This window comes from Sediminibacter sp. Hel_I_10 (assembly GCF_000688335.1).
In the GTDB taxonomy this organism is placed as follows: domain Bacteria; phylum Bacteroidota; class Bacteroidia; order Flavobacteriales; family Flavobacteriaceae; genus Psychroserpens.
Window position 1 is genome coordinate 1,433,848 of sequence record NZ_JHZX01000001.1, and the last position, 25,369, is coordinate 1,459,216.

At 37.3% G+C, this 25,369-nt stretch carries 21 protein-coding genes and 1 pseudogene; 2 read left to right on the top strand and 20 right to left on the bottom strand.

Annotated features, from left to right (window positions below):
• Positions 1–368: 368 nt before the first annotated feature.
• The 9 genes from P176_RS0106470 to rsgA all read right to left on the bottom strand — a co-directional run bounded on the left by P176_RS0106470 (position 369) and on the right by rsgA (position 10,860).
• Positions 369–1,403, bottom strand: coding sequence for a T9SS type A sorting domain-containing protein (locus P176_RS0106470; RefSeq protein WP_026753936.1), 1,035 nt, complete (start codon positions 1,401–1,403; stop codon positions 369–371).
• Positions 1,404–1,472: 69 nt separating this feature from the next.
• The gene (gene rlmN, locus P176_RS0106475) at positions 1,473–2,513 is read right to left on the bottom strand and encodes a 23S rRNA (adenine(2503)-C(2))-methyltransferase RlmN (RefSeq protein ID WP_026753937.1); all 1,041 of its coding nucleotides are present in this window, start codon (positions 2,511–2,513) and stop codon (positions 1,473–1,475) included.
• Positions 2,514–2,640: 127 nt separating this feature from the next.
• Complete coding sequence (gene queA / locus P176_RS0106480) at positions 2,641–3,690, bottom strand: tRNA preQ1(34) S-adenosylmethionine ribosyltransferase-isomerase QueA (protein ID WP_026753938.1); 1,050 nt, start codon at positions 3,688–3,690, stop codon at positions 2,641–2,643.
• A 73-nt stretch (positions 3,691–3,763) separates the two neighbouring features.
• Entirely contained in the window at positions 3,764–4,990 is a 1,227-nt protein-coding gene (locus tag P176_RS0106485; protein ID WP_026753939.1) for a 3-phosphoshikimate 1-carboxyvinyltransferase, read from the bottom strand.
• Positions 4,991–5,028: 38 nt separating this feature from the next.
• On the bottom strand, positions 5,029–5,355 hold the full coding sequence (locus P176_RS0106490) for a nucleotide pyrophosphohydrolase (RefSeq protein WP_026753940.1): 327 nt from the start codon (positions 5,353–5,355) through the stop codon (positions 5,029–5,031).
• 3 nt (positions 5,356–5,358) lie between these two features.
• Entirely contained in the window at positions 5,359–7,305 is a 1,947-nt protein-coding gene (locus P176_RS0106495; protein WP_026753941.1) for a DUF3857 and transglutaminase domain-containing protein, read from the bottom strand.
• 1 nt (position 7,306) lies between these two features.
• Positions 7,307–9,220 (bottom strand): DUF3857 domain-containing protein, encoded by a 1,914-nt coding sequence (locus tag P176_RS0106500; RefSeq protein ID WP_026753942.1) that lies wholly within the window; start codon positions 9,218–9,220, stop codon positions 7,307–7,309.
• 149 nt (positions 9,221–9,369) lie between these two features.
• Complete coding sequence (gene dtd / locus P176_RS0106505; protein ID WP_026753943.1) at positions 9,370–9,822, bottom strand: D-aminoacyl-tRNA deacylase; 453 nt, start codon at positions 9,820–9,822, stop codon at positions 9,370–9,372.
• A gap of 87 nt (positions 9,823–9,909) precedes the next feature.
• On the bottom strand, positions 9,910–10,860 hold the full coding sequence (gene rsgA, locus P176_RS0106510; RefSeq protein ID WP_026753944.1) for a ribosome small subunit-dependent GTPase A: 951 nt from the start codon (positions 10,858–10,860) through the stop codon (positions 9,910–9,912).
• A gap of 140 nt (positions 10,861–11,000) precedes the next feature.
• Between rsgA and P176_RS20670 the strand changes: the two are divergent.
• Positions 11,001–11,389 (top strand): annotated as a pseudogene (locus P176_RS20670) (hypothetical protein).
• Here P176_RS20670 and P176_RS0106520 read toward each other — a convergent pair.
• From P176_RS0106520 to P176_RS0106540, 5 genes are all read right to left on the bottom strand, one after another.
• Positions 11,386–12,033, bottom strand: coding sequence for a carboxypeptidase-like regulatory domain-containing protein (locus P176_RS0106520; protein WP_026753945.1), 648 nt, complete (start codon positions 12,031–12,033; stop codon positions 11,386–11,388). The pseudogene P176_RS20670 and the gene P176_RS0106520 overlap by 4 nt on opposite strands.
• 128 nt (positions 12,034–12,161) lie before the next feature.
• On the bottom strand, positions 12,162–13,244 hold the full coding sequence (locus P176_RS0106525; RefSeq protein ID WP_026753946.1) for a bifunctional 3-deoxy-7-phosphoheptulonate synthase/chorismate mutase type II: 1,083 nt from the start codon (positions 13,242–13,244) through the stop codon (positions 12,162–12,164).
• Positions 13,245–13,331: 87 nt separating this feature from the next.
• The gene (locus tag P176_RS0106530; protein WP_026753947.1) at positions 13,332–14,183 is read right to left on the bottom strand and encodes a prephenate dehydrogenase; all 852 of its coding nucleotides are present in this window, start codon (positions 14,181–14,183) and stop codon (positions 13,332–13,334) included.
• A 44-nt stretch (positions 14,184–14,227) separates the two neighbouring features.
• On the bottom strand, positions 14,228–15,373 hold the full coding sequence (locus P176_RS0106535; RefSeq protein WP_026753948.1) for a pyridoxal phosphate-dependent aminotransferase: 1,146 nt from the start codon (positions 15,371–15,373) through the stop codon (positions 14,228–14,230).
• On the bottom strand, positions 15,370–16,197 hold the full coding sequence (locus P176_RS0106540; RefSeq protein ID WP_026753949.1) for a prephenate dehydratase: 828 nt from the start codon (positions 16,195–16,197) through the stop codon (positions 15,370–15,372). The genes P176_RS0106535 and P176_RS0106540 overlap by 4 nt, the downstream gene beginning before the upstream one ends.
• Positions 16,198–16,554: 357 nt before the next feature.
• Between P176_RS0106540 and gldA the strand changes: the two genes are divergently transcribed.
• Positions 16,555–17,481: a gliding motility-associated ABC transporter ATP-binding subunit GldA gene (gene gldA / locus P176_RS0106545; protein WP_026753950.1), complete on the top strand. Its 927-nt coding sequence runs from the start codon at positions 16,555–16,557 to the stop codon at positions 17,479–17,481.
• A 13-nt stretch (positions 17,482–17,494) separates the two neighbouring features.
• On the opposite strand, the gene P176_RS0106550 is transcribed toward gldA, so the two are convergent.
• From P176_RS0106550 to P176_RS0106575, 6 genes are all read right to left on the bottom strand, one after another.
• Positions 17,495–18,247 (bottom strand): head GIN domain-containing protein, encoded by a 753-nt coding sequence (locus P176_RS0106550; protein WP_026753951.1) that lies wholly within the window; start codon positions 18,245–18,247, stop codon positions 17,495–17,497.
• The gene (locus P176_RS0106555; protein ID WP_026753952.1) at positions 18,244–19,341 is read right to left on the bottom strand and encodes an acyloxyacyl hydrolase; all 1,098 of its coding nucleotides are present in this window, start codon (positions 19,339–19,341) and stop codon (positions 18,244–18,246) included. Before P176_RS0106555 ends, P176_RS0106550 begins: the two co-directional genes overlap by 4 nt.
• Positions 19,342–19,375: 34 nt before the next feature.
• Positions 19,376–20,332 carry a methylenetetrahydrofolate reductase [NAD(P)H] gene (metF, locus tag P176_RS0106560; RefSeq protein ID WP_026753953.1) on the bottom strand — a complete coding sequence of 319 codons (957 nt, stop codon included), beginning with the start codon at positions 20,330–20,332 and terminating at the stop codon, positions 19,376–19,378.
• Between the two features lie 146 nt (positions 20,333–20,478).
• Positions 20,479–23,196 carry a methionine synthase gene (gene metH, locus P176_RS0106565; RefSeq protein WP_026753954.1) on the bottom strand — a complete coding sequence of 906 codons (2,718 nt, stop codon included), beginning with the start codon at positions 23,194–23,196 and terminating at the stop codon, positions 20,479–20,481.
• The gene (locus P176_RS0106570) at positions 23,193–24,197 is read right to left on the bottom strand and encodes a homocysteine S-methyltransferase family protein (RefSeq protein ID WP_026753955.1); all 1,005 of its coding nucleotides are present in this window, start codon (positions 24,195–24,197) and stop codon (positions 23,193–23,195) included. The genes metH and P176_RS0106570 overlap by 4 nt, the downstream gene beginning before the upstream one ends.
• Positions 24,197–25,360, bottom strand: coding sequence for a PLP-dependent aspartate aminotransferase family protein (locus P176_RS0106575; RefSeq protein WP_026753956.1), 1,164 nt, complete (start codon positions 25,358–25,360; stop codon positions 24,197–24,199). Before P176_RS0106575 ends, P176_RS0106570 begins: the two co-directional genes overlap by 1 nt.
• Between the last annotated feature and the right edge of the window lie 9 nt (positions 25,361–25,369).

The following is a 25,369-nucleotide window of genomic DNA, read 5'->3' on the forward strand; positions in this document are numbered from 1 at the left end:
AGCCAGTTTTTTTAAAAAAAATCTATTAAACTTATATAAATGAAAATTCACTTTCTAAACTTTTCCCTTTGGCTTGAGCTTTATAACTTATTGCCCATCATCTGTAGACTTTAAATGAGGACTAACTACGATAGCCAATGAGATGGCAAAAGTTTATTCATAGCTTCATCAAGAGCGAACAAGAATTACTTTAAAAAAAAAAAGACTATTAAATGATATTTAGAAATAAATAATTAAAATTACCTTCAAGAGATTGATCAATAAAGCGAACGATTTAGTTGCTTTATAATTTTTATAAAATAAAAAAAACCGCATTATATTAAATAATGCGGTTAATCACTTATTTGTTAATCAATTAGTTAAAAAACCTACTGTTTTATAAATCTTTTTGTTTGAGAGGAAGCACCGGACTTCACAGTTATTAAATAAAGCCCACTGTTTAATTCTGAAATATCTAATGTGTTATTTGATACATTATTTATCTCTAAAACTGTTTGGCCTATCGAATTGGTAATTGATACAGCTTCAATATCAGCATTTGATGTTAATTGAATGAAATTAGTTGCAGGATTAGGACTTAAGAAAAAAGAAGCAATTTTATTATCCAGACTATTTACATTTAACAATGTATTTGAATCGGATGCCTTAACCATAAAATTGTCAAATATCATTGATGATGATGTCGAATTTGGTTCTGCTGCGGTACTTCCTGAAAACGCAAAGAAATCAACTTCTGCAGGCGTATCAACAGCGACATTTGTGTCCACACTTATAGGTCCATCAACAATTCCTGGTCCATCAATCAGAACCTCTCCGGTAGCCGAATTATAACTAAATCCGTAAGTCGAAAAAACATCACTCGGAACAATAAGACCATCGCCAGCTGCAAGTGAATATCTAAAATTACCAGCACTCATTTGCCCTGCAGGAAAGCTATATGTTACAAGTGAGATTTCATTTGTAGATTGATTTATCGTAATTCCAGCGAGTACCTTAGTGTAGGTAGCGTCATATACATAAATCCCAAAATTATTTTTACTTTCTGAGCCTAATCCACCCGGATTTACCGAAAATTCTACCTCTAGGATATCATTCCCAGATGTTCTTGCAGCCCAGGCAGTGGCGAACCCATCATTCCAAGCAAATGAACCACCATCATTGCCGTTTGGACCTGTAAGTTCAAAACCGTTAGAGCTGTTATCACCAGTTGAGACAATTTGTAAAGCAGCCTCAGTCTGATTTGTAGTAGTTGTGCCTGCTTCACCATTATCTGGAAGTGTTACCCAAGTAGATTGTCCAGTAATATTTCCAATTGTTAATCCGTTGAAGCTCTCTGATCTAATGGATTGGGAAAAAGTTAATAATGGCAGAGCCAATAATGAGAAAAGTAATTTTTTTTTCATAATATAAAATTTTAAGTTCAAGCGTGAAAATAATATTTTATATATTAATAGAAGAATAAAAAATATGTTTTAACTTTTGTTTGCTAACTGACCGCAAGCTGCATCGATGTCCTTGCCTCTAGATCTTCTCACCGTTACGGTAATATGATTGACTTCTAAAATAGCCACGTACATATCAATAGCTTTAGAATGGGCTTGCTGAAACTCGCCATCATCTATGGGGTTGTATTCAATAAGATTCACCTTGCTTGGTGCAAACTTACAAAATGCCACTAAAGCCTCTGCATCGGTTTGTGTGTCATTAATGCCATCCCAAACAATATATTCATAGGTAATTCTATTTCTGGTTTTTGAATACCAATACTCTAGAGCTTCCCTTAAATCTTTTAGAGGAAAAGTAGCATTAAAGGGCATGATAGATGTCCTTATGTCATCTATAGCAGAGTGCAGAGACACCGCTAAGTTGAATTTCACCTCGTCATCAGCCATTTTCTTAATCATCTTAGGCACACCAGAGGTTGAGACCGTAATGCGTTTGGGAGACATGCCCAATCCTTCTTCCGAAGTAATTTTTTCTATAGATTTTAAAACATTGTTATAATTCATGAGCGGCTCTCCCATACCCATAAATACAATATTGCTCAAAGGCCTATCAAAATAAAGTCGGCTCTCATTATCTATAGCAACGACTTGATCATAAATTTCATCTGGATTAAGATTGCGCATTCGCTTTAATCTGGAGGTCGCACAAAATCTACAATCTAAACTGCATCCTACTTGACTAGAAACGCACGCCGTAGTTCTGGTTTTGGTGGGAATCAAGACAGATTCTACCGTAAGTCCATCGTGAAGCTTCACTGCATTTTTAACCGTACCATCTGAGCTACGCTGCATTTGATCTACCTTAATATGGTTGATCACAAAGTTATCTTGCAACATTTGTCTGGTTTCTTTAGACACATTGGTCATGTCCTCGAAACTATGGGCTCCCTTTTTCCACAGCCATTCATAAACTTGATTGCCGCGAAATGGCTTTTCTCCAACCGTCGTAAAAAACTCCCGAAGTTGTTCCTTTGTCAATGCCCGTATGTCTTTCTTTTTCACTTCCATAGAATTGCAAAAGTAATTAAAGGTTTTCTTATTTAAGACTTTAGTCTGTTTCAATTCTCAAGGAACAATAAAGCCCTGTCATATTTGACAAGGCTTTTTTGAATATCTATTTTGAAACTTTATAAACTTATATAATCAACATGGCGTCACCATAGGTATAGAAGCGGTATTTTTCTTTCACCGCCTCTTCATAAGCTCTCTTTACAAAATCATGACCTGCAAAAGCTGAAGTCATCATAAGTAAAGTTGATTTTGGTGTATGAAAATTAGTGATCATTGAATTGGCAATGCTAAATTCATATGGAGGGAAGATAAACTTATTGGTCCATCCAGAAAATTCATTAAGCGTTCCACTAGAGGATACTGAACTTTCAATAGTTCTCATCGCTGTAGTTCCTACCGCACAAACACGTCTTTTTTCTTTTATACCTCTATTGATAATATCGGTAGCCTGCTTATTGATAATGATTTCTTCACTATCCATTTTATGCTTAGACAAATCTTCTACCTCAACTGGATTAAAAGTGCCTAACCCAACGTGCAAAGTGACCTCTGGCAAATGAACACCTTTTATTTCTAAACGCTTTAATAAGTGTTTTGAAAAATGCAACCCTGCTGTTGGCGCTGCTACAGCTCCTTCGTTTTTAGCAAATATGGTTTGGTAACGTTCCTCATCTTCAGGCTCGACTTCTCTTTTGATATATTTTGGTAAAGGGGTCTCTCCTAGCTCCGTCAATTTACGACGAAACTCGGTGTAAGATCCATCGTATAAGAAACGTAAGGTACGACCTCTAGAGGTGGTGTTATCAATAACTTCGGCCACCAAAGTTTCATCTTCGCCAAAGTATAATTTATTACCTATTCTTATTTTACGTGCCGGATCCACCAATACATCCCAAAGACGCTGCTCTTCATTAAGTTCTCTTAACAAGAATACCTCAATTCTTGCTCCGGTTTTTTCTTTATTACCAAAAAGTCTTGCAGGAAACACCTTGGTGTTATTCAAGATCATCACATCTCCTTCATCAAAATAATCAATAATATCCTTGAAGAGTTTATGCTCTATGGTTTGATCTTTTCTGTTCAAAACCATCAAACGGGACTCATCTCTGATATCTGATGGTCGCTCGGCCAATAATTCTTCTGGAAGTTTAAAATTGAAGTGTGATAATTTCATCTGTTCTTTATTATATTTTGAGTTTGCAAATATACAATCTCAAAGTAGGCGTTGTCAAGTAAATAGGCTTATTTTATTGGGATATTTTAAATCCGAGTGTTTTTAGGTCTTCCCAAAAGGTGGGATAAGACTTCGAAACGACATGGGCGTCGGCAATGGTAATGTCTGTTTTTAGAGCCAAAGGCGCAAAAGCCATTGCCATTCTATGGTCGTTATAGGTATCAATACTAACGTTATTTTTAAGACTTTTTGTGCTTTCCAAATGCAAACGATCTTCTGACGTTGTCACAAGGCCTCCTAATTTTTCGATCTCAATTTTTAGGGCTTCCAAACGATCAGTTTCTTTGATCTTTAGGGTGTGCAAACCCGTAAGCGTACAGGATTTTCCAAGTCCAAGACAAGTCACCGCAATAGTTTGCGCGATGTCTGGCGCCTTATTTAAATCGATACTTATGGTTTCTTTTATGGCTTCGGAAATTTTCTTGATATTCATATTTCCGTCGTTAAACTGAGTTTCAACACCAAACTGCCGGTAGAGTTTTGAAAGCACAGCATCACCTTGTAATGAGGTCTGTTTATAGGCAGACAACTGGATCTCGGCACCCACAGCACTCATAGCGATAATGCTATAAAAATAAGAGGCAGAGGACCAATCGGACTCCACGGTGAGCGTTTGCGGCGCTATCTTTGAGTTTTGCGGTGCTATCGTTATGGTTTGTGATTCAAAGGCCGTTGTGACGCCGATATCATTGAGCAAACTCAACGTCATCTCTATATAAGGAATAGAGGTGATTTTACCCGCCAAGGTCAATTCTAATCCGTTTGGTAAACTTGGCGCTATGAGTAAAAGTGCAGAAATATACTGGCTACTCACATTTGCGTTTAAAGCCACCTTATGCTTTGTAAACGCTTTTCCTTTGATTTTTAATGGAGGGCATCCCTGTGTTTCTAAATATGAAATTTCGGCCCCTAATTCTACCAAGGCATCTACTAAAATTTCTATAGGCCGCTCTTTCATTCTTGCAGAACCTGTTAAAACCACCTCACTGCCATCTTTTGATGCAAAATAGGCGGTTAAAAAACGCATGGCAGTACCAGCATGGTGAATATCGATAAGCGCGCCTTTAGAGTTAAGTGCCTTTTGCATGACTTCAGAATCGTCTGAATTGGAGCAGTTCTCAATATGCAATTCTGGAAATTGCGCTTGTAGCAACAAAAGCCGATTAGACTCACTTTTTGAACCGGTAATGGTAAGTTTTGAGTACGATGAAATGGATGATTTTTTAAGCTTGACGGTCATATGTTGATAAAAGTTCTGGTAAGCGAGAGATTTATAATCTACTTTAACTTTTGGTTATTGTGATGTCTATCATGATCGCGCTTGGTCTTCAAATCTAATTTTTTATCGAAAGCCTCCTGAAGATCAATACCGGTTTGATTGGCCAAACATAGCACCACGAACATGACATCTGCGAGTTCCTCGCCAAGGTCTTTGTTCTTATCGCTTTCTTTTTCGCTCTGTTCTCCATAACGGCGTGCTATAATTCTAGCGACCTCTCCCACCTCTTCGGTAAGTTGTGCCATATTGGTAAGCTCGTTAAAATAGCGAACCCCATGGGCTTTAATCCAATCATCGACGTCTTTTTGAGCGTTTTGTATCTGCATAATTTAGGCTTTTGACAAAATTACTTGTTCTGCCTGTTTGTTAACCATATAATCGAAAAATTGTTTCAAAAAATCATATTTTGTTGCTGCAATCATCGGTTTTGTGATTTCATAGTTCACCATTAATTCAATGATATTCCCTTTAGATTGGGTCATAAACTTAAATTCCCCTAAGCCATCTGGCAATTGAACCACTGCATTGTCTGGTAACGTCTCTACTTTATATGACTCTGGAATAGATATTTTTATGCTAAATTTTTCACTTTTGGCTACTCCAAAATCAATTGGATATGCTCTAATGTCTTCCTTAAAAGGATTTGACTCCATTGCAAAAAGCAAGAAGGGTCTGAAATACATTTTGCCTGAAGTTCTTTCAACGAGATGGTCTGCCTCAAAATTAAAAGATTCGAGCACAAAACCTTCATGGGTATCTGTATTTTGACTCTCAAAATCTGTAATCTCTATATCGTGATACTCGCTTTCAGCGTTAGAAATATAAGTGTCTAAATCTGCTTCTTTAAATTTGTTTCTATACTCATATGCTGCGTGATTCTTATATCTCGATCTAATTGAGCCTTTTATTTCTCCTGCTTCATTTAGATCAAATTGAGCCATATGAAAACTATTAGATTGCTCTGGGTGCTGAATATCAATTTTTTTCCAAACCTGTTTGTTATTGTTAATATAAATGCCTTCCCAATTATAATCTTTTATAGGAAGAATATTGATATCGCTAAACTCATCTGTGGCATCCATGAAAAATTGATCATCACCAATTTGCGCATGCGCAATTACATAATTAAGTCTCTCTATAGTTGGAAAAAAAGGAATGAGATTGTCTTTAGTACTTATCACTAAAGGATTGGCATCGATACCTGCATAGCGCAACATAGCTACCAATAAGAGATTTAAGTCGGCAACATTACCTGTTTTCTCCTTTAAGGTCTTTCTAATACCATTATAAAAGTTCTTACCGTCGATCTCATTCCATTTGATGTTTGATTTCACATAATTAAAGATGATTCTCATCTTATCTTTTGGATTAGAAGATGTGTCTTTCAACAACAATTCTACCTCATCATCAAATGAATTGGTCTTGTCTAATTGTTTCTTATAGTCATCTGAACTTCCTATGGTAGAGGCAACATCCTTCCATGAATGTGCATAGTTTTTAAAAAATTGTGGTAGTTCAACTGAAATGAGCTCGAACATCACGCCAGCCCTATAATTATTAATATCATCAACATAGGATTCGTCCTTCATAGAGGGTACATTGTTCAACATGTATTTCTTTATGTTGACCTCCCACCCCAAACGATGGTCCATCTCAATAGAGTTCTCTGGATAAAAAGCGATATATCCTTTCTGAGCCGCTCGAAACTTAAATCCCTTTGGTGTTCTAATTTCAGCTTCCAATCTTTTGACAGGTATATCATATTGAAACTGTAATGGGTTTATATTCCAAATATAAGGTGATCTAATCTCGTATTTAAACTCAATTACAGAGCCCTCCTTCACATTGGGCATCGTGAATTTCACCTGCTTATAACTATAATTGATTTTGTTTTCAAAAATTTGATCTTTGTCCAATTTCGTCTCCAAAATTTCACCGTCTTCCAAATTGTAGGTGTAAGCCTTGATCTTACTTACTGTCTCGTTAGAACTTCCATTAACATAAAGATTGATCTGCTCGGTCGCATAATTAAACCCTTCCTTATCATATATTTTAATGCGTTCATGTACAGTGGTCACTAGAGAACTAACCCCATTTCTAAGATTAAAGTAGGTTTTTTGACGCTTATAGAGCATTACAGCATTGGCAGATTGGTCTGGAGCATAACTTTGTTCTTCAAGCTCTTTTAAAGAGACCTCTCCGAATTCAATCTCCTGAGCATGAACACTATTCAACCAAAAAATTGATAAAAACAGGAGTAGATACAAACTTTTCATGCTATTTGGTTTTTTTTAAAACGATGATAGATGCGTCTTGCTTTGCTACTTCTTTTTTAAAGTCTCTATATAATTTATAGTCTGACTTTAAATAGTTCCCTTCCTTAATCACCAATTTTCTTCTGTATACAATTTTGTTATTTTGAAGTTCATTTTCAATGGTGTATTCACCAAACTTTGAGTTGATGGTTAATTCATCTGGCATGGCTTCTACTTCAAAATCGGTAGGAATTTCGATTTCAAATTCGTCCTCGTCCAAATAACCTCGTTCTATAACTAAAGCTGTTTTTCTACTTCTATAGCGTTCTGGAATAGAAGTGTTTCTGTCAAAAATATTTGGGCTAAAAATCAAGCGATCTCCACTTACTGATGCATATTTTGAAGCATTTAACTCAATGCTCTCCTTAAAGGCCACCGCTTCTTGGTCATTATTGAATTGGTTTGAAACAATATCTAAGTTATTTAAATATCCCCAGTAATTCTTGTAATGTACCACTTGATCTTTATCAGAGTACCGTTCCACATAAAATCGGTTATCGTATTGAATACCCTTTGTTTCAATATTTACTTTAGCCTTAATATGCCCTTCTGGACTTAGTGAAACTATGGCTTTGGTGTGTTGACTGTTTTCCACATCTTGATAGATGGTGGTTTTTAAAATCCTACTCTCTTCGGGCTTCACCATAAGCACCTTGCGGTTATCCGTAAAATCTCCTATAAAACCAAAGGGGTGAATTTGACTTGTACAATCCAGCCAAATCATATCTTCTTCTTTAGGAATACCTAGGATAATGTGATTCCCTTGAGCCAAAGTTGCAAAATCATCCTCAAAATCTTCTATTTTTTTTCCAGACTCAACAATCGTGTAGTAAGATTCTATATCGGCAATTTTAAGTAGTGCTTGCGTGTAATTGGTCAAACCCTTACAGTCTCCATACTTTACTTGATCTACTTCTAAGGCTGATATGGGCTGCACACCTCCAATACCTACCTGCACACTTATGTATCTAGTATTATCTTGTACAAATTGATAAACAATCTTTGCTTTTTCTATGGGGTCTTCAACACCTGCCGTTAAGCGTAATATTTCAGCCTTTGTTTGCTCTGTAACTTGGTCTCTGCCCTGAAGGAGCGCATCGTTTACCCAATCTCCAAACTCCCTCCAATCTTTGGCATGACCATTAACGCCATTAAAATGAAAATTTTCAACGGCTGTGAGCACCTGAGGAGTAAAATGCGAAAGGCTTGGGCTCATTTCTTCAAATTTGAACGCGGGAAGGTTTTTTAAGCTATAGGAAAGAGAGGTCTCCTCATTGTTGCTTTCAACTTCAAATTCTTCAAAGTTCTTCTCTTTAAAGCGCAATCCCAACTGTGCCTCATCTATAACTATGTATCGACTTTCCTCTAAAGCAATATTGTATCCTTTAACAGGTCTCCAAGCATAAATAGCGGCCGTATTTGGCGTTTCAATCTCATAAGTAAACTTTACCGTATAGGGATATGAGCGTGGCGTGTAATCCATGTACAGCACTCTAGAATCTGAATAAAGGGTCCCGCCCGATACGGCGCTATGATCCAAAAAATCTCTTTTCTTTATTTTTTCAATCTCATTGCCCTTACTATCAAAAATTTCAGCCTCAATTTTTCTTATTTTTCTGAAATTATCATAGCCCACTGCGGCTCCCACGGCATCATCTCCATGCTCATTGAGAACAGTAATAATTCTAGTGCCCTCTATGGTCATTTTAACTCGTGATTCTATATGAATCTTTAATTCATCAAGCCTCATAACAGCATTTGATCCAATAAGTAGTTCAAAGGGTATCGTTTCTGCGGAAAGCCGCTGTTCATCTTGAGACACAGCAATATGTGAAGCAAAGATTAAACAAAGTGTTAGGAGTAACTTTGCTTGCATGATGTAGGAATTTAGTAGGTTTATCTTTCAAAAATAGCAATATTATTGAAAGCACAAAATCTCCCTAAAAAATTCAATAATTTGATAAGAAGAATATTTTTAACATTAAACCGATTTATAGCGTTCTGAATTATAGTTTTTTACAAACACTAATCCCTTCTCTTCGTATCAATAATAATAGTCACCGGACCATCATTTATCAACGACACTTTCATATCGGCTCCAAACTCTCCAGTTTGTATCACTTTACCCATATCTAATTCCAATTGCTTCACGAAAGCTTCATAAAGCGGAATGGCAACCTCTGGCTTGGCCGCTAAATTATAACTTGGGCGGTGACCTTTCCTGGTGTTTGCATGAAGGGTAAACTGACTCACGACAATTACATCGCCATTGTTTTGTTTAATGGAATGATTCATGACGTCTTGCTCATCTGGAAAAATACGGCAATTGACAATTTTATTAGAAAGCCATTTAATGTCTTCGTCTTGGTCATCAGCAACAATACCCAACAGTATTAATAGACCTGATGCTATTTCTGCTACTTGCTTACCCTCGATAGTAACCGATGCTTTTGAAACTCGCTGAAGAACCGCTTTCAATTGTATGTGTATTTATAAATTCAACCTTAATAGCATCAAAAATAGAGATTTGATGTGGGCTCAACGTATGCCTCTAAAAAAATTTTCTTATTGTTCGTCCCAAATATCGGTTCGGTAGTGCTCGTCGTCTCCTTCAATAATCTGTAAATAGCTTTTATATCTAGAAAAAGCGATGTCATCTTTGTCTAAAGCTTCTTTTACAGCGCATTTGGGCTCTTCAATGTGTAAGCAATTATTAAACTTACAGTCTTGTTTCAGCTCAAAAAATTCTGGGAAGTAATCACCTACTTCCTCCTTATCCATATCTACAACCCCAAACCCTTTGATGCCAGGAGTATCAATAATTTTAGCATCAAAGCTCAAATCGAACATTTCGGCAAAGGTAGTGGTATGCTGACCTTGGCTGTGCTGCTCAGAAATTTTCTTGGTTTTAAGATCCAAACTCGGTTCAATGGCATTGACCAATGTTGACTTCCCAACCCCAGAATGACCAGCAAACATACTGACCTTGTTGATCATTAAATTCTTGACCTTATCTACATTTTTCCCTGTCTCTGCGGAAATACCAATACATTCATAACCAATCTTTCTATACACATGAGCCAAGTACCGAACTTCATTAAGTGTCTCATCATCATAGGTATCGACCTTATTGAATAATAACACTGTTTTTATGCCATAAGCCTGAGCCGTAACCAAAAAACGATCAATAAATGTGGTAAGCGTTGGAGGATTATCTATGGTAACCAACAGAAAAACCTGATCGATATTGGACGCAATAATATGGGTTTGCTTAGATAGGTTAACCGATTTGCGAACAATGTAATTATGACGATCATGGATATTGTGTATCACGCCAGTAACCTCATCATTAGTAGTCTCCAATTCAAAATCTACATGATCTCCTACCGCGATAGGATTGGTACTCTTAATGCCTTTAAGACGAAATTTCCCTTTGATTCGGCATTGGTAAGTAGCACCAAGATCTGTCTTTACGGTGTACCAACTGCCTGTAGATTTATATATGGTTCCTGTCATTCACATTGATTTCAGGCAAATTAACAACTTTTTTTTACAATGAAACAGCGATCTTTAAGTATAAATCAAAAGTAAAACCTATGAAAACAGTTTTACTTTTGGCATTTTTGTTAGCCTCTACATTTATCATGAATGCCTAAGTGGGGCAAAAGGTCATCACTAGTGTAGCATCTATAGTTCCAAATGGACTTGGACGTTCTAGATTGATCTCCTCTAATGAAACGCGGGATTACAAAGAATTCACTTCAGAACAAACAGAAGATGACAACACCCGAAACAAAGCAAATCGCAATGAAATTAGGGTTAAAGATTTTTAAGAAACTAAACTTCTCAATTTCTATAACCTAGGAGGCATTAGGCTTCAAAACATTGTGGTCAATGAGGCCGTAATTCCATCAAAAATCAACACCTTATCTGAAAAGATTGGGAACTAGCTTTTGCAACTAGTGCTGTAAAAAATGATAGTGGAACAGACGATGGCCAAGGTCTTTTTATCACACGCTATATTTTTAAACGTTCTAAACCTTAAATAACAATCGCCTTTTTCGAAGCGAGCCTATGACCATCTTGAAATATACTAATTAAGTATATTCCGGCTGGCTGAGCAGATAAGTCGACTAAAAAAGAAGGCTCCAACAATTCAAAATTGTTTTTGGAAATCACTTGACCTGATAAACTTGCCACTATAACCTGTAATTCTGAAAACTCATTTGGCATTGTTACACGAAACACACCAGTTTTTGATGGATTCGGAAAAAGTACGACGTCAATCAAGGCTACTTCTACATCATAATTAATTGTTTCAGAAGAAACACCACAACCTGTTCTGTAACATAATAATTGACAGGATTTGGATTTTGAGCTATATCCATTGATAACCACTTCAGTCAAGGTCTCAAAGTCGTCTAAAACAATTTCTAAATTTCTAAGATTGTTTATAGCAACTTCTTTTGTGCCATAACCTAGATGAGACACAAGCAAGGTGTCTGTAGATTTCAATTTGATTCTAAACTGACCATCTTCGTCAGAAACAGTTCCCTTATTAGAATGTTTGACTGCAATATTGGTGTAAGGCAAAGATCCTTCACTACTATTTACTTGCCCCAAAAACTCATGTTGTGCAAAACTTAATGATGTGGAAATTAATAAGACTAAAATTAAAAACGGTTTCATATTTTCTAGGTGTTGATTATGAATCAAACCTAAGCGAAAGAACCTTTATTTAAAACCAGAAATGAGCCAACAGGTATTCTCATTGAGTAAACTATAAAAAAAGCCTCAAATCAATGAGGCTCTTATAATTATTTATTGATCACCTTCTCTTGATGATTTATAGATTCTTGGTGGATGGCCTTGAAGACTCTTAAGATAAATTCTTCACTCAGATTCTTTTCTTCTCCTTGTAAAATCATTTTACCCAAGATTTCATTCCATCGTTTTGTTTGTAATACCGCAACATTTTTAGATTTTTTAAGTGCTCCAATACTTTCTGCAACAGTCATACGCTTACCCAACATATCTATCAATTGATGGTCTATCACATCAATTTGTGTACGCATGGTATTCAATTTGTTATTAAACTCTGCACTTTCAGCCGTTTCCTTTCTAATCTTTAAATCCTTTGTGAACTGAATCAAGGTCTCTGGTGTGATCTGTTGCGCAGCATCACTCCAAGCATTATCTGGATCATAGTGCGTTTCTACCATTAGCCCATCATAATTTAAATCTAAGGCTGTTTGGCAAAGATCAAAAATAATGTCCCTGCGTCCTGCAATGTGCGAGGGGTCTAAAATTAAAGGTAAATCTGGAAATCGATTTTGTAAATCTACAGCGATCTGCCATTCTGGATTGTTACGGTATCTGGTTTTTTCATAAGTAGAGAATCCTCTATGAATCACCCCTAAATTTTTAACATCAGCAGTATAAAAACGTTCTACGGCCCCAAGCCAAAGTGCTAAATCTGGATTTACCGGATTTTTAATCAAGACAGTTTTATCAGTCCCTTTTAAAGCATCTGCAATGTCTTGAACTATAAAAGGACTTACGGTGGTGCGCGCACCGATCCATAAAATATCAATATCATGTTTGAGTGCCAAGTCCACATGATTTGCATTAGCAACCTCTGTGGTGGTCATCATTCCCGTTTCTTCTTTGGCCTTCTGCAACCATTTTAAACCAAGTGCACCAACACCCTCAAAGTTTCCTGGGCGCGTTCTTGGTTTCCAAATTCCTGCCCTTAAAACGGTAGCATCGCTATCCTTCAATTGGTGTGCAATTTTTAAAACCTGTGCTTCTGTCTCTGCACTACAAGGCCCGGCGATAACTAGAGGATGGTCTAATCCAAAATCATCTAACCATGTTCTCAATTCTTTCTTATTTTCCATAAGCTCTTTTTTTAATTTCTTATTCAAAAACGGAATGCAATAGCCACATTTAGTTCAAGAATTTATTTCACTTTTCTATTTACTTAATTATTGAATTCCCTTTAAAATATCTTTGATATGGTTGGTGTTTTCCATCTCATTGTAGATTTGATCAAAATCATCGGCCTCCATATACCCTTTAAACCGTTTTAAGTTTGTGATATATTCATCTAAGGTTTCAATCACGTTTTCACGATTTTGTTTAAAAATCGGAGTCCACATTGCTGGAGAACTTTTTGCCAATCTCACGGTACTCTCAAAACCACTGCCTGCCATGTCAAAGATGTCTCGCTCATTTTTTTCTTTTTCAATGACCGTTTTTCCTAACATAAATGCACTTATATGAGACAAATGAGAAACGTAGGCTATATGCTTATCATGTGCTTCAGGGTTCATGTACCGAATACGCATCCCTAATTCTGAAAAAAGTTTCAACGCTTTTTCCTGTAACTTGAATGCCGTTTTTTCAACCTCGCAAATGATGTTCGTTTTATTCTGAAACAAATTATTGATAGCTGCCTTTGGTCCTGAAAATTCGGTTCCTGCAATGGGGTGTGCCGCAAGAAAATTGCGCCTTCTTTCATGGTCCTTAATGGCATTGCATATTGGCAATTTTGTAGAACCCACGTCAATGATTAACGTATCATCATGTATGGCATCCAAGATTTTTGGCAACTCCACTATCGCAACATCTACAGGTACAGATAAAATAACGAAATCGGCATTTTTTAAATCTTCATAAGTAGCCGTTTTATCAATGATGTTAAGCTCTAAAGCCTCTTTTAAATGCGCATCATTGGTATCAATGCCATAAACTTGAGCACTGTTATTGTTCGCCTTAATATCTAAGGCCAAACTGCCGCCAATTAATCCAATTCCTATTACGTAGATATTTTTCATCTTTATTTTCTTCGGAAAACTATAGTCTCCCGTTTAAATCTCTTTTATTTCAATCGTACTAAAGCTTCTTCTAGATCTTCGGTATTGGCGCAAAGGGAAATTCTAATATATCCTTTACCATTACTGCCAAAAACAGTCCCTGGAGTTATAAATACCGAGCGTTCTTTTAAAATCAAATCAATGTACTCTTCAGCTTGTACATACTCTGGCAGTTTTGCCCATACAAATAAGCCTGTTGCCTTTTCATCGTAAGTACAATTGAGCGTTTCTGCTATTTTCCATACAATTTTTCGGCGTTCCTCATACACGTTATTAAGGCTAGCAAACCAAATTTTTGAGCATTGTAAGGCCTCAATAGCTCCCTTTTGAATGCCATAAAACATGCCAGAATCCATATTGCTCTTTACCTTTAATACCGCATCAATAAACTCATGCTTTCCTAGAACCATCCCTACGCGCCAACCTGCCATATTGAAGGTCTTACTTAAGGAATTTAACTCAAGACAAACGTCTTTTGCACCACCATATTTTAAGATGCTACGTGGGTTAGGATTGAGAATAAAGCTATATGGATTGTCATTGACCAACAAAATATCATTACGCTTGGCAAAGGCAATCAAATCGTCAAACAATTTGGTAGTAGCTACCGCTCCTGTTGGCATGTGCGGATAATTGATCCACATGACCTTGACCTTTTTTAAATCCATTTTCTCAAGAGCCAACAAATCGGGCTGCCAAGCATTAGCATCTGTCAAATCATAATACACCGGTTTTGCACCAACCAATTTGGTCACAGAAGCATAGGTAGGATACCCCGGATTGGGAATCAAGGCTTCATCACCCGGATTTAAAAATGCCATAGAAATATGCAAAATCCCTTCCTTGCTTCCCATTAAGGGCAGTACATTTGTCAAGGGACTTAAGTGCACATTAAAATTATCTCTATAAAACTGCGCCATAGCTTCACGCAGTTCTGGTATGCCTTGGTAACTTTGATATTTGTGTACTGCAGGGTTCTCAAAGGCCTCAACCATAGCGTTAAGCACTCGATCTGGTGGCTGTAAATCTGGACTTCCAATTCCTAAGTTGATAATTGGACGACCTTGACCTTTCAGCATCGCGACCTCTCTCAATTTTTTTGAGAAATAATATTCTTCTACATTTTGTAAACGGTCTGCAACCTGTATCATAAACTTGCGCTTTTATAGGCTCCCAATATCTTAAAATCAGTGGCCATTAGGGTTACAATTGATTTTGCCTTTTCGAAATCTGCAATATTGTCAAAAGTAACATCAACAAAGAACGCATATTTCCAAGGAGTCTCTATTTTTGGTAGGGATTGTATTTTAGTTAAATTCAACTTACAATCACTTAATACGTTTAAGATTGCGGCTAAACTTCCGCGTTTATGATCCAGTTCAAACTTTAAAGAGGCTTTATTAATGTCATTTTGGGACACCTCGGCATCTTGACGTTTCACAACCACAAAACGGGTTTCGTTGGTTTTGATGGTTTGAATGCTTTCTGCTAAGATTTCTAGTTCGAAAATTTCCGAAGCCAAACGTGATGCAATTGCCGCTACCTGCGTTAATTTTTGACTTTGGATACGTTGTGCCACTTCTGCTGTATCTTTATCTTCAATAAGCTTGATGTGCGGATGGTTTTTAAAAAACGCTTTACACTGCAACAAGGCCATGGGATGTGAATAGACCTCCGTTATATCTGTAATCTTCTGATGAGGCAACGCCATTAAATGATGTTGGATATCTAAATAATACTCGCCAACAATTTGCAAATTATGATCATTGATCAATGCATAGTTTGGGATAATGGAGCCTGCAATAGAATTCTCTAAAGCAATAATGGCAACATCGCACTGCTTTTTCAAAAGAGCCTCTATGGTGCTATCAAAAGACAAACATTCTATGATTTTAACATCGGCGTCAAAATAGTGTTGCGACACTATATGATGAAAAGATCCCTTGATCCCCTGTATGGCGACTGCGGTTGACAAATGCATCTTGCTTTGTTTTGCACTGTTATCTTCTGGCACTTTTAAGGTTGACTCCATAAATTTATGCTAAGGTCTTAGTTGGCATTAAAAAAATACAAAAAAAAAGTCCCGATGGATATCGAGACTTCTATTATATACGTTTTGCAAACTATACACAGAGGGTCTCGTTCCTTTTGCTAAAAAAGAAATAAAACCAATTGTAATATAGTGCGCTATTCAAATTCATAACTATAATCGAATTGCTAATGTAACCATATTTTCTTCAAATCAAAATTGTGAACGCCTTTTTTTAAAGAATTACCGCTTCTAGAAAGTATCGGTTTGATTTATTGCTATTTTTGAACAAAGCAATGAAGCATGTCTATTGAAGTAGAAAACATATCTAAGCATTACGGTGAGCAACGCGCTCTTGACGGCGTCTCTTTTTCTGTCAAAAAAGGGGAAATCGTTGGTTTTTTGGGCCCTAATGGCGCTGGCAAGTCAACACTCATGAAAATTTTGACTACGTACATCAACGCTTCAGAAGGCAAGGCTTTGGTTAACGGCTGTAATGTTATCTCTCAAAAAAAAGAGGTGCAGTTGAGTGTGGGATATTTGCCAGAACACAACCCACTTTATTTAGACATGTACGTAAGAGAGTATCTCAACTTTAATAGAGGGATCTTCAATACGTCGAAAGCGCGTGTAGATGAGGTTATTGTACTTACAGGCTTACAACCAGAAGCGCATAAAAAAATTGGCCAACTCTCTAAAGGATATAGACAGCGTGTGGGACTCGCCAATGCGCTTTTACACAATCCTGATGTTCTTATTTTAGATGAACCCACAACGGGATTAGATCCAAATCAATTGGTAGATATTCGGCATTTGATCAAAACAGTTGGTAAAGACAAGACGGTATTTCTGTCTACGCATATTATGCAAGAGGTAGAAGCTATTTGTGACCGAGTGATCATCATTAATAAAGGACAGATTGTAGCCGATAAGAAGCTCAAAGATCTTCGTGACGATAAAGTGCAAACCGTTATTGTAGAATTTGATTACCGTGTAGAAGATACATTTTTACTGAAATTACCGAATGCTACAACCGTCAAAAACACCCACGACTTCGTTTATGAAATCACCTTTGCAACAACGTCTGACATGCGCTCGCACGTGTTTGATTTTGCTCACGACAACCAGCTCAAGATCTTACAACTCAACCAAAAGAATGCAAGTTTAGAAAGTTTATTTAGGGAATTGACAAGCACAACTAATCAAACCCAAAAAGAAGCTACCGAATAACCAGGGTAAGAGTTTAGTCTTCGAAAATTAATTGCCCCGTATAAAATGCCTCGACCTCAACAATTGGCGGAGTATTCACTAGAATCACATCACCTGTACTTCTAATTTCTCCAGTTAAACTTTGTTGGGCATTGATGATCATATCATTGCTGCTTCTATGAAAGATATCTACATTTTGTGCTATAAAATCTCTGCCCTCAAAACGGGCATCACCAGAAAAGAACCCTAAAAAAACAGAGTTGGCCTGACCTTTAATAAAGGTAGTTGACAGGTTGTTGACTACAACTTGAAATTGATCACAATCAATTTCAACATTAAAATCACCGTCGGTATGAAACTCATCTTCCCCACTAGCATCTTCGGAAATCAATCGAAGCGAGGGATAGCTTAACACACCTTGACTTTGCATCATAAGACCAGAGCTGTTTCTTATTTCAGTAAGATTTGGAGCGCTAACATATACTTTTGTAAGACCGTAATCTCTTGTAAGATTACAAGCATTATTATTATATAATTTAAGACGGCCGTCTTCTACCAAAACCTCTACATCATTCATCAAAAACTCCCCGGTTTGAACGGTCACCTTCTGGGTTGGCGCATCGGTTACAAATAGTTGCATCCGCTCAAAGACCGTAATCTCAGTAAATGGAGCAACTTCAAAATCTTTTTCAATGACATCTCCAGCGTTTTGAAAACAATCGGGTACATGCTCTCCATTGCATGACAACAAGACCAAAAACAAGACAGAACAAAATAACTTTTTCATAACCTTACTCCTATACCAAATTCAACCCCTTCTGCCTTTGCTCCATGAGATTTAAGCGTTATCGCTCCAAAAAAATCATCTCCAAAATAGCGTTTTAAACCAATACGATTGTACACTCGACCTTCAAAATCATAAGGATAATACACATAATACCCCAATTGCGTGATAAAGGATAATTTATTGATAAACAATTCATGCCCCACAAAAACACCTACGCGTTTCCAATCCTCATCACCACTCACATCCAGTTCTGGGAAGGCTACAGAATAATAATAAATCAGTTCCTTTAAGAAAGTCGCAAAAAACACATCGGTTCCCGCTTGGAGCGCGCTTTTTCGATTAATGCGTTTATCTGCATAAAATGAAAAATTATAAAATGGATATTGCCCCGTATCAATCACGTCGCTCTCATTAACACCTCCCCTAAACACAAAATTATACTTGATGGGCTCGGTAAATTTTTTGTCTTCGGAAGACGCGATATAATCAGGTTCTTTATCGTAATCTATCAAGTAATTGGCTCCTACATTAAACACAAAACTATTGGTTGAGCTATTAGGTGCCTTAAAATTAGCATTGCTATAATGTATGATTGAAATGCCGCCATGAAGACCAAAGCCCTTATAGATGTTTTCTTTCTTATAATTAAACATGATATACGTGGAACTTAACAAATGGCTACCATAAGCATTATTGATAAAGTTTTCTTCCTTATCGTAAGGACTTGTGGCGTAAGCGATCCCTTGACCTATTCTGAAATTCAAGTTGCGCTTAAAAAAGTAAAAATTAAAATGGGCGTAAAGACCACTGTTTTCGCCAAGATAAGGGTTTTTCATATCCTGATGAATAAATGAAAAGCCCCAATCTGGATAATTAAACCGACTCTCCCAATCTTTAAATCCGTAAGTTTTCTTGTTATAGCTCAACATAAAACCTGTAGGGTGATCGGTAATCAAATGAGAAATATCTGGATTATGCTCTAAGATGGTGCCGTAGAAATAACTGGCATCAATGCTGAACAAATTAGGATCCTCTTCTTGAGAAAACGAAGCAAGGCTCAATAAGCCAATGCAAAACGCAACAACATGCTTCATCAAATGAGTTTAGACCACAAAAATAGAAGAATATTCAAAATAGCTGCGATGCAACCGATTTAATATTGTCACTTTTACCCATAGAATAATAATGCAATACAGGAATTCCCGCCTTCTGCAGTTCTTTGGATTGCTCAATACACCACTCTACGCCCACTTCTCTCACCTGTTTGTTGTCCTTACATTTTACTACCGCAATAATTAAATCTTCTGGCAGATCAACGTGAAAACGGTGCGGTAGCATATTCAATTGTTTTTTAGTGGCAATAGGCTTTAATCCCGGAATAATAGGCACCTCAATACCGGCAGCTCTGCATTTTTTTACAAATTCAAAATACTTGGCATTGTCAAAAAACATCTGGGTGACAATATACTCTGCACCATTTTTTATTTTTTTCTTCAAAAAATGTAGGTCGCTTTCTAAATTTGGTGCCTCCATGTGTTTTTCAGGATAAGCTCCAACCCCAATGCAAAAATTAGTTTCACAACAGTTTTGCAACTCTTCATCTAAATAAACACCGTGATTCAAGTCATGGATTTGCCCAACCAATTCATTGGCATAGGTATGACCATCTTTTTCTGCTTTAAAATAGGTTTCAGTTTTAACAGCATCACCTCTTAATGCCATAACGTTATCAATGCCCAAAAAATCAAGATCAATCAAGAAATTCTCAGTGTCCTCTTTAGAAAAGCCGCCACACAAAATGTGAGGGATGGCATCTACATCATATTTGTTTTGAATGGCCGCACAAATTCCAACCGTTCCCGGGCGCTTCTTCACCACTTGCTTTTTAAGCAAACCATTATCTAATTGTTTATAAACATATTCCTCCCGATGGTAGGTCACATCAATAAAAGGTGGATTAAATTCCATCAAAGGATCAATATTATCAAAAATAGACTGGATATGCTGGCCTTTTAAAGGCGGTAAAATCTCGAACGAAAATTGCGTCTTTCCGTTTCCGTTTTTTATGTGTTCTGTTACTTTCATATAGATGTCCCACACTGGTGGAAATTATTTTTTAGTATCTAATGGCGCTTTCTAAAGCTAGGCCGATAAACTTCTTATAGCAGGGAGCCCTTACGCTATCACCTACAAAGCTCAATAAAGCCACGTGATACTGATTCTTTTTTAAATTAATTGGCCAAATTAGGGCTCAACCATTTCTCGGCCTCTTCATTAGAGACACCTCTTCGTTTTGCGTAATCTTTTAGTTGGTCTTCGGTGATTTTTCCCAATCCAAAATATTTTGCTTCAGGATGTGCAAAATAACAACCGCTTACGCTTGCGGCTGGCCACATGGCCAAACTTTCTGTAAGTTTCACACCAATACGCTCTTCTACGTTTAAAAGTTTCCAAATCGTCGTTTTTTCTAAGTGATCTGGACATGCAGGATATCCTGGCGCCGGACGAATTCCCTTATAGCTTTCCTTGATTAAATCGGCATTTGACAAGGTTTCATTTTTAGCATAACCCCAATGCTTAGTTCTTACTTGCTTGTGCAAATATTCAGCAAAAGCTTCTGCTAAACGATCGGCCAAGGCCTTAATCATAATCGAGTTATAGTCATCATGATCGGCCTCAAACTGTTGCGCAAGTTCTTGAGTTCCAAATCCTGTCGTGACGCAAAAAGCCCCCATGTAATCTTGTAGGTTCTTGTCTTTTGGTGCTATAAAATCGGCTAAGGCCATATTTGGTACATTCTTACGTTTTTGAAGCTGTTGGCGTAGCGTTAAAAACTTATAAGTCTTTTGATCGGTAACACTAGAATGCGGTGCAACTGTAACTTCAATATCATCGTCATTAACCGTATTTGCAGGAAACAGTCCAAAAACAGCTTTTGCCGTCAGTAATTTTTCATCAAAAATACGTTTCAATAAGACTTTCGCATCTTTAAATAAATCTGTTGCTTGTTCCCCAACAACCTCATCTGTTAAAATATCAGGATATCTTCCATGAAGATCCCAACTTCTAAAGAATGGACTCCAATCAATAAAATCTTCCAAGGTCTTGAGATCAAAATCTTCAATAACTTGAATCCCTAATGCTGCTGGTTTGACGATTTCCGTAGTGGTCCAATCTATTTTAAATTTAGACTTACGGGCCTCTTCTATGCTTATGTAATCTTTCTGTTTGCCTCGTTTTAAAAATTGCGCTCTAAACTTATCATAATCTTCCCGTATTTGAGCCTTATAAATCTTATTATCCTTATTCAAAAGCTCACCAACTACCGTAACAGCTCTAGAGGCGTCATTAATATGAACCACTGTATGGCTATAATTGGGCGCAATCTTAACCGAAGTATGCGCGCGTGATGTTGTAGCTCCGCCAATAATCAATGGAATATTGACTTGTTCTCTCTCTAGAGATTTGGAGAGGTAGACCATTTCATCTAAAGACGGTGTGATCAATCCACTTAAACCAATAATATCTACATTTTCTCTTATGGCTGTTTCTACTATTTTTTCAGGTGGCACCATGACACCTAAATCAATAATTTCGTAGTTGTTACAACCTAGAACTACACTCACAATATTTTTACCAATATCATGTACATCTCCCTTTACAGTAGCCATGAGTATTTTTCCAGAAAATTCTTGCTTACCATCTTTTTCGGCCTCAATAAAGGGCTGCAAGTAAGCTACCGCTCTCTTCATGACCCTGGCAGATTTTACTACTTGGGGCAAAAACATTTTTCCGCTTCCAAACAAATCACCCACAACGTTCATCCCAATCATTAAATTCCCCTCGATGACTTCAATAGGTTTGTTTGCCTGTAACCGTGCCTCTTCAACATCTTCAATAATAAACTCATCAATGCCTTTCACTAACGCATGGGTAATTCTTTGTTGTAACGGGTCTTTTCGCCACGCGTTTGCAGAGGCAATGCGCTCTTGATTGCTTTGTGAGGGATTATTGCTCGTCCCTACAAGAGACTCAGCAAAGTCTAATAATTTTTCAGTAGCATCATCACTTCTATCAAAAAGCACATCTTCAACGTGCTGTAAAAGATCTTTTGGTATTTCATCATAAATTTCCAACATGGTTGGGTTTACAATACCCATTGTCATCCCATGTTTGATGGCGTGATATAAAAATGCAGAATTGATTGCCTCTCTCACCACCGTATTGCCCCTAAACGAAAAGGACACATTGCTTACGCCTCCAGAAACGTTGGCATAAGGTAAGTTCTCACGAATCCATTGTGTTGCCTTAAAAAAATCGAGTGCATTAAGACGGTGCTCATCCATACCCGTGGCAATAGGAAAGATATTGGGATCGAAAATAATATCTTGTGGTGGAAACTGAACATCATTGACCAAAATATAATAGGAGCGCTTACAAATATCAATACGTCTTTGATAGGTATCGGCTTGTCCAACCTCATCAAAGGCCATTACAATAACCGCTGCACCATAGCGTTTTACCAATTTTGCCTGACGCTTAAATTCGGTTTCACCTTCTTTTAAACTGATGGAATTTACAACACATTTTCCTTGGGCAACTTGCAATCCTGCTTCAATGATTTCCCACTTTGAGCTGTCTATCATTAATGGAATTCTTGCAATATCTGGCTCAGAGGCAATGAGGTTCAAAAATTTGACCATGGCATACTTCCCATCCAACATGCCTTCATCCATATTGACATCTAGAATTTGAGCGCCACCTTCTACTTGATCTCTTGCCACCGATAAGGCTTCATCAAATTGCTCCTCTTTAATAAGTCTCAAAAACTTTCTTGAACCTGTAACATTAGTGCGTTCGCCAACGTTTATAAAATTACTTTCTGGTGTTACCACTAAAGGCTCTAATCCAGATAAGATGAGGTATTTTTTACAGTCACTTTCAATCATGTTGCGTAAACTTGGGATTGTCTTGGTTTATAGTTTTGTGCCACATTTGCAATGGCCTTTATGTGCTCTGGAGTGGTACCGCAGCAACCTCCAATGATATTGATCAAACCCTCTTTTAAGTAATTCTCAACGAGAACTTCCATTTCTTTTGCAGATTGATCGTATTCTCCAAACGCATTTGGCAACCCTGCATTAGGATGGGCAGACGTGTAAAATCCAGTTTCAAAAGCTAGGCGCCTTAAGTAAGGCTGCAATTGCTCTGCTCCTAAAGCACAGTTAAAACCAACGCTCAACAAAGGAATATGTGAAATTGAGGCTAAAAAGGCCTCAACGGTTTGACCAGACAAGGTGCGGCCTGACGCATCGGTTATGGTACCAGAAACCATGATTGGGACATCGATGTTACGCTGCTCTTTCACTTCTTCGATTGCAAAAAGAGCGGCTTTAGCGTTAAGCGTATCAAAAATAGTCTCTACAAGCAACACGTCAACACCACCGTCAATAAGTGCTTCAACTTGTAATTTATAAGCTTGGCGTAATTCTTCAAAGGTAATGGCACGGTATTCTGGACGATTCACATCTGGAGACATGCTGGCCGTCTTGTTAGTGGGACCTATACTGCCTGCTACAAATCTCGGCTTGTCGGGATTTGCTTTTGTAAATTGATCTGCAACCTGCTTTGCAATTTTAGCCGATTCAAAATTAAGCTCATAAACCAAATCTTCCATGTTATAATCTGCCATAGCAATGGTGGTCCCAGAAAAGGTATTGGTCTCTACAATATCTGCTCCAGCCTCAAAATATTTACGATGCACATCTGCAATAGCCTGCGGCTGAGTTAAAGACAATAAGTCATTATTGCCTTTTAAAGAGGTAGGATACTCCTTAAAGCGGTCTCCTCTAAAATCTTCTTCAGAAAAATTATAGCGCTGCAACATGGTACCCATGGCGCCATCGAGCACTAAAATTCGTTTCTGTATTTCTTCTATAATATTGGCCATTAGTGTAGTGCCTGTTTTAAATCTTTGATTATGTCGTTGACGTTTTCCAATCCAACAGAAATTCTAACCATCCCATCAGAAATCCCCGTTTCCATACGTTCTGATTCTAATAACTTACTGTGGGTTGTAGAAGCAGGATGCGTTACAATGGTTCTTGTATCTCCCAAATTTGCAGATAAGGAGCATAGTTTGATACTGTCTAAAAATTTTCTTCCAGCATCTATACCGCCTTTAACTTCAAAAGCCACAATGTTACCACCCAGTTTCATTTGTTTTTTAGCCATCTCATATTGTGGGTGCGACTTTAAAAACGGGTATTTCACGAAGTTAACGCTGTCATGCTGTTCTAAAAACTCAGCGACCTTCAAGGCATTTTCACAATGTCTATCTACTCTCACAGATAAGGTTTCTAAACTTTTGGACAATACCCATGCATTAAATGGCGACATGGCAGGCCCTGTAATTCTGGAAAACAGATAAATCTGTCGAATCAAATCGGCTTTACCAACCGTAACGCCACCTAGCACTCTACCTTGGCCATCCATTAATTTTGTAGCGGAATGAATTACCAAATCAGCTCCAAATTTAATAGGATTTTGAAGATAGGGCGTAGCAAAACAATTATCAACTATAAAGAGCAAATTATGTTTTTTAGCAATTTTACCCAACAACTCCAGATCCAAAATATCTACGGCGGGATTTGTTGGTGACTCTGCATATAAAATTTTGGTGTTAGGCTGAATTAAACTCTCAATTTTATCAACTTGATTGACCTTAAAATAACTTGTTTCAATATTCCATTTCGGAAAATAATTAGCAAACAATCCGTGTGTAGAACCAAATACAGAATTACAAGACACTACATGATCTCCAGCATTTAACAGCGCTGCAAATGTGGAGAAAATTGCAGACATTCCTGTGGCAAAAGCGTACCCCTCTTCTGCACCTTCCATAGTCACAATTTTTTGTATAAATTCTGATGTATTGGGATTGGAATATCTACCGTATAGATTTCGTTCTTTTTCTTCTGCAAATGAGGCGCGCATATCTTCAGCATCCTCAAAAACGAAACTAGACGTGAGGTACAACGGTACAGAATGCTCCAAATAAGGAGATCGTTCCATTTGTTGTCTTATCGCGTCTGTTTCAAAATGATGACTCATAGTTTGGTT

What these genes read in the sequence shown, in the direction of transcription:
- P176_RS0106470 (WP_026753936.1), bottom strand. Translation starts at nt 1,403, where the DNA reads ATGAAAAAAAAATTACTTTTCTCATTATTGGCTCTGCCATTATTAACT.
- rlmN (WP_026753937.1), bottom strand. Translation starts at nt 2,513, where the DNA reads ATGGAAGTGAAAAAGAAAGACATACGGGCATTGACAAAGGAACAACTT.
- queA (WP_026753938.1), bottom strand. Translation starts at nt 3,690, where the DNA reads ATGAAATTATCACACTTCAATTTTAAACTTCCAGAAGAATTATTGGCC.
- P176_RS0106485 (WP_026753939.1), bottom strand. Translation starts at nt 4,990, where the DNA reads ATGACCGTCAAGCTTAAAAAATCATCCATTTCATCGTACTCAAAACTT.
- P176_RS0106490 (WP_026753940.1), bottom strand. Translation starts at nt 5,355, where the DNA reads ATGCAGATACAAAACGCTCAAAAAGACGTCGATGATTGGATTAAAGCC.
- P176_RS0106495 (WP_026753941.1), bottom strand. Translation starts at nt 7,305, where the DNA reads ATGAAAAGTTTGTATCTACTCCTGTTTTTATCAATTTTTTGGTTGAAT.
- P176_RS0106500 (WP_026753942.1), bottom strand. Translation starts at nt 9,220, where the DNA reads ATGCAAGCAAAGTTACTCCTAACACTTTGTTTAATCTTTGCTTCACAT.
- rsgA (WP_026753944.1), bottom strand. Translation starts at nt 10,860, where the DNA reads ATGACAGGAACCATATATAAATCTACAGGCAGTTGGTACACCGTAAAG.
- P176_RS0106520 (WP_026753945.1), bottom strand. Translation starts at nt 12,033, where the DNA reads ATGAAACCGTTTTTAATTTTAGTCTTATTAATTTCCACATCATTAAGT.
- P176_RS0106525 (WP_026753946.1), bottom strand. Translation starts at nt 13,244, where the DNA reads ATGGAAAATAAGAAAGAATTGAGAACATGGTTAGATGATTTTGGATTA.
- P176_RS0106530 (WP_026753947.1), bottom strand. Translation starts at nt 14,183, where the DNA reads ATGAAAAATATCTACGTAATAGGAATTGGATTAATTGGCGGCAGTTTG.
- P176_RS0106535 (WP_026753948.1), bottom strand. Translation starts at nt 15,373, where the DNA reads ATGATACAGGTTGCAGACCGTTTACAAAATGTAGAAGAATATTATTTC.
- gldA (WP_026753950.1), top strand. Translation starts at nt 16,555, where the DNA reads ATGTCTATTGAAGTAGAAAACATATCTAAGCATTACGGTGAGCAACGC.
- P176_RS0106550 (WP_026753951.1), bottom strand. Translation starts at nt 18,247, where the DNA reads ATGAAAAAGTTATTTTGTTCTGTCTTGTTTTTGGTCTTGTTGTCATGC.
- P176_RS0106555 (WP_026753952.1), bottom strand. Translation starts at nt 19,341, where the DNA reads ATGAAGCATGTTGTTGCGTTTTGCATTGGCTTATTGAGCCTTGCTTCG.
- metF (WP_026753953.1), bottom strand. Translation starts at nt 20,332, where the DNA reads ATGAAAGTAACAGAACACATAAAAAACGGAAACGGAAAGACGCAATTT.
- metH (WP_026753954.1), bottom strand. Translation starts at nt 23,196, where the DNA reads ATGATTGAAAGTGACTGTAAAAAATACCTCATCTTATCTGGATTAGAG.
- P176_RS0106570 (WP_026753955.1), bottom strand. Translation starts at nt 24,197, where the DNA reads ATGGCCAATATTATAGAAGAAATACAGAAACGAATTTTAGTGCTCGAT.
- P176_RS0106575 (WP_026753956.1), bottom strand. Translation starts at nt 25,360, where the DNA reads ATGAGTCATCATTTTGAAACAGACGCGATAAGACAACAAATGGAACGA.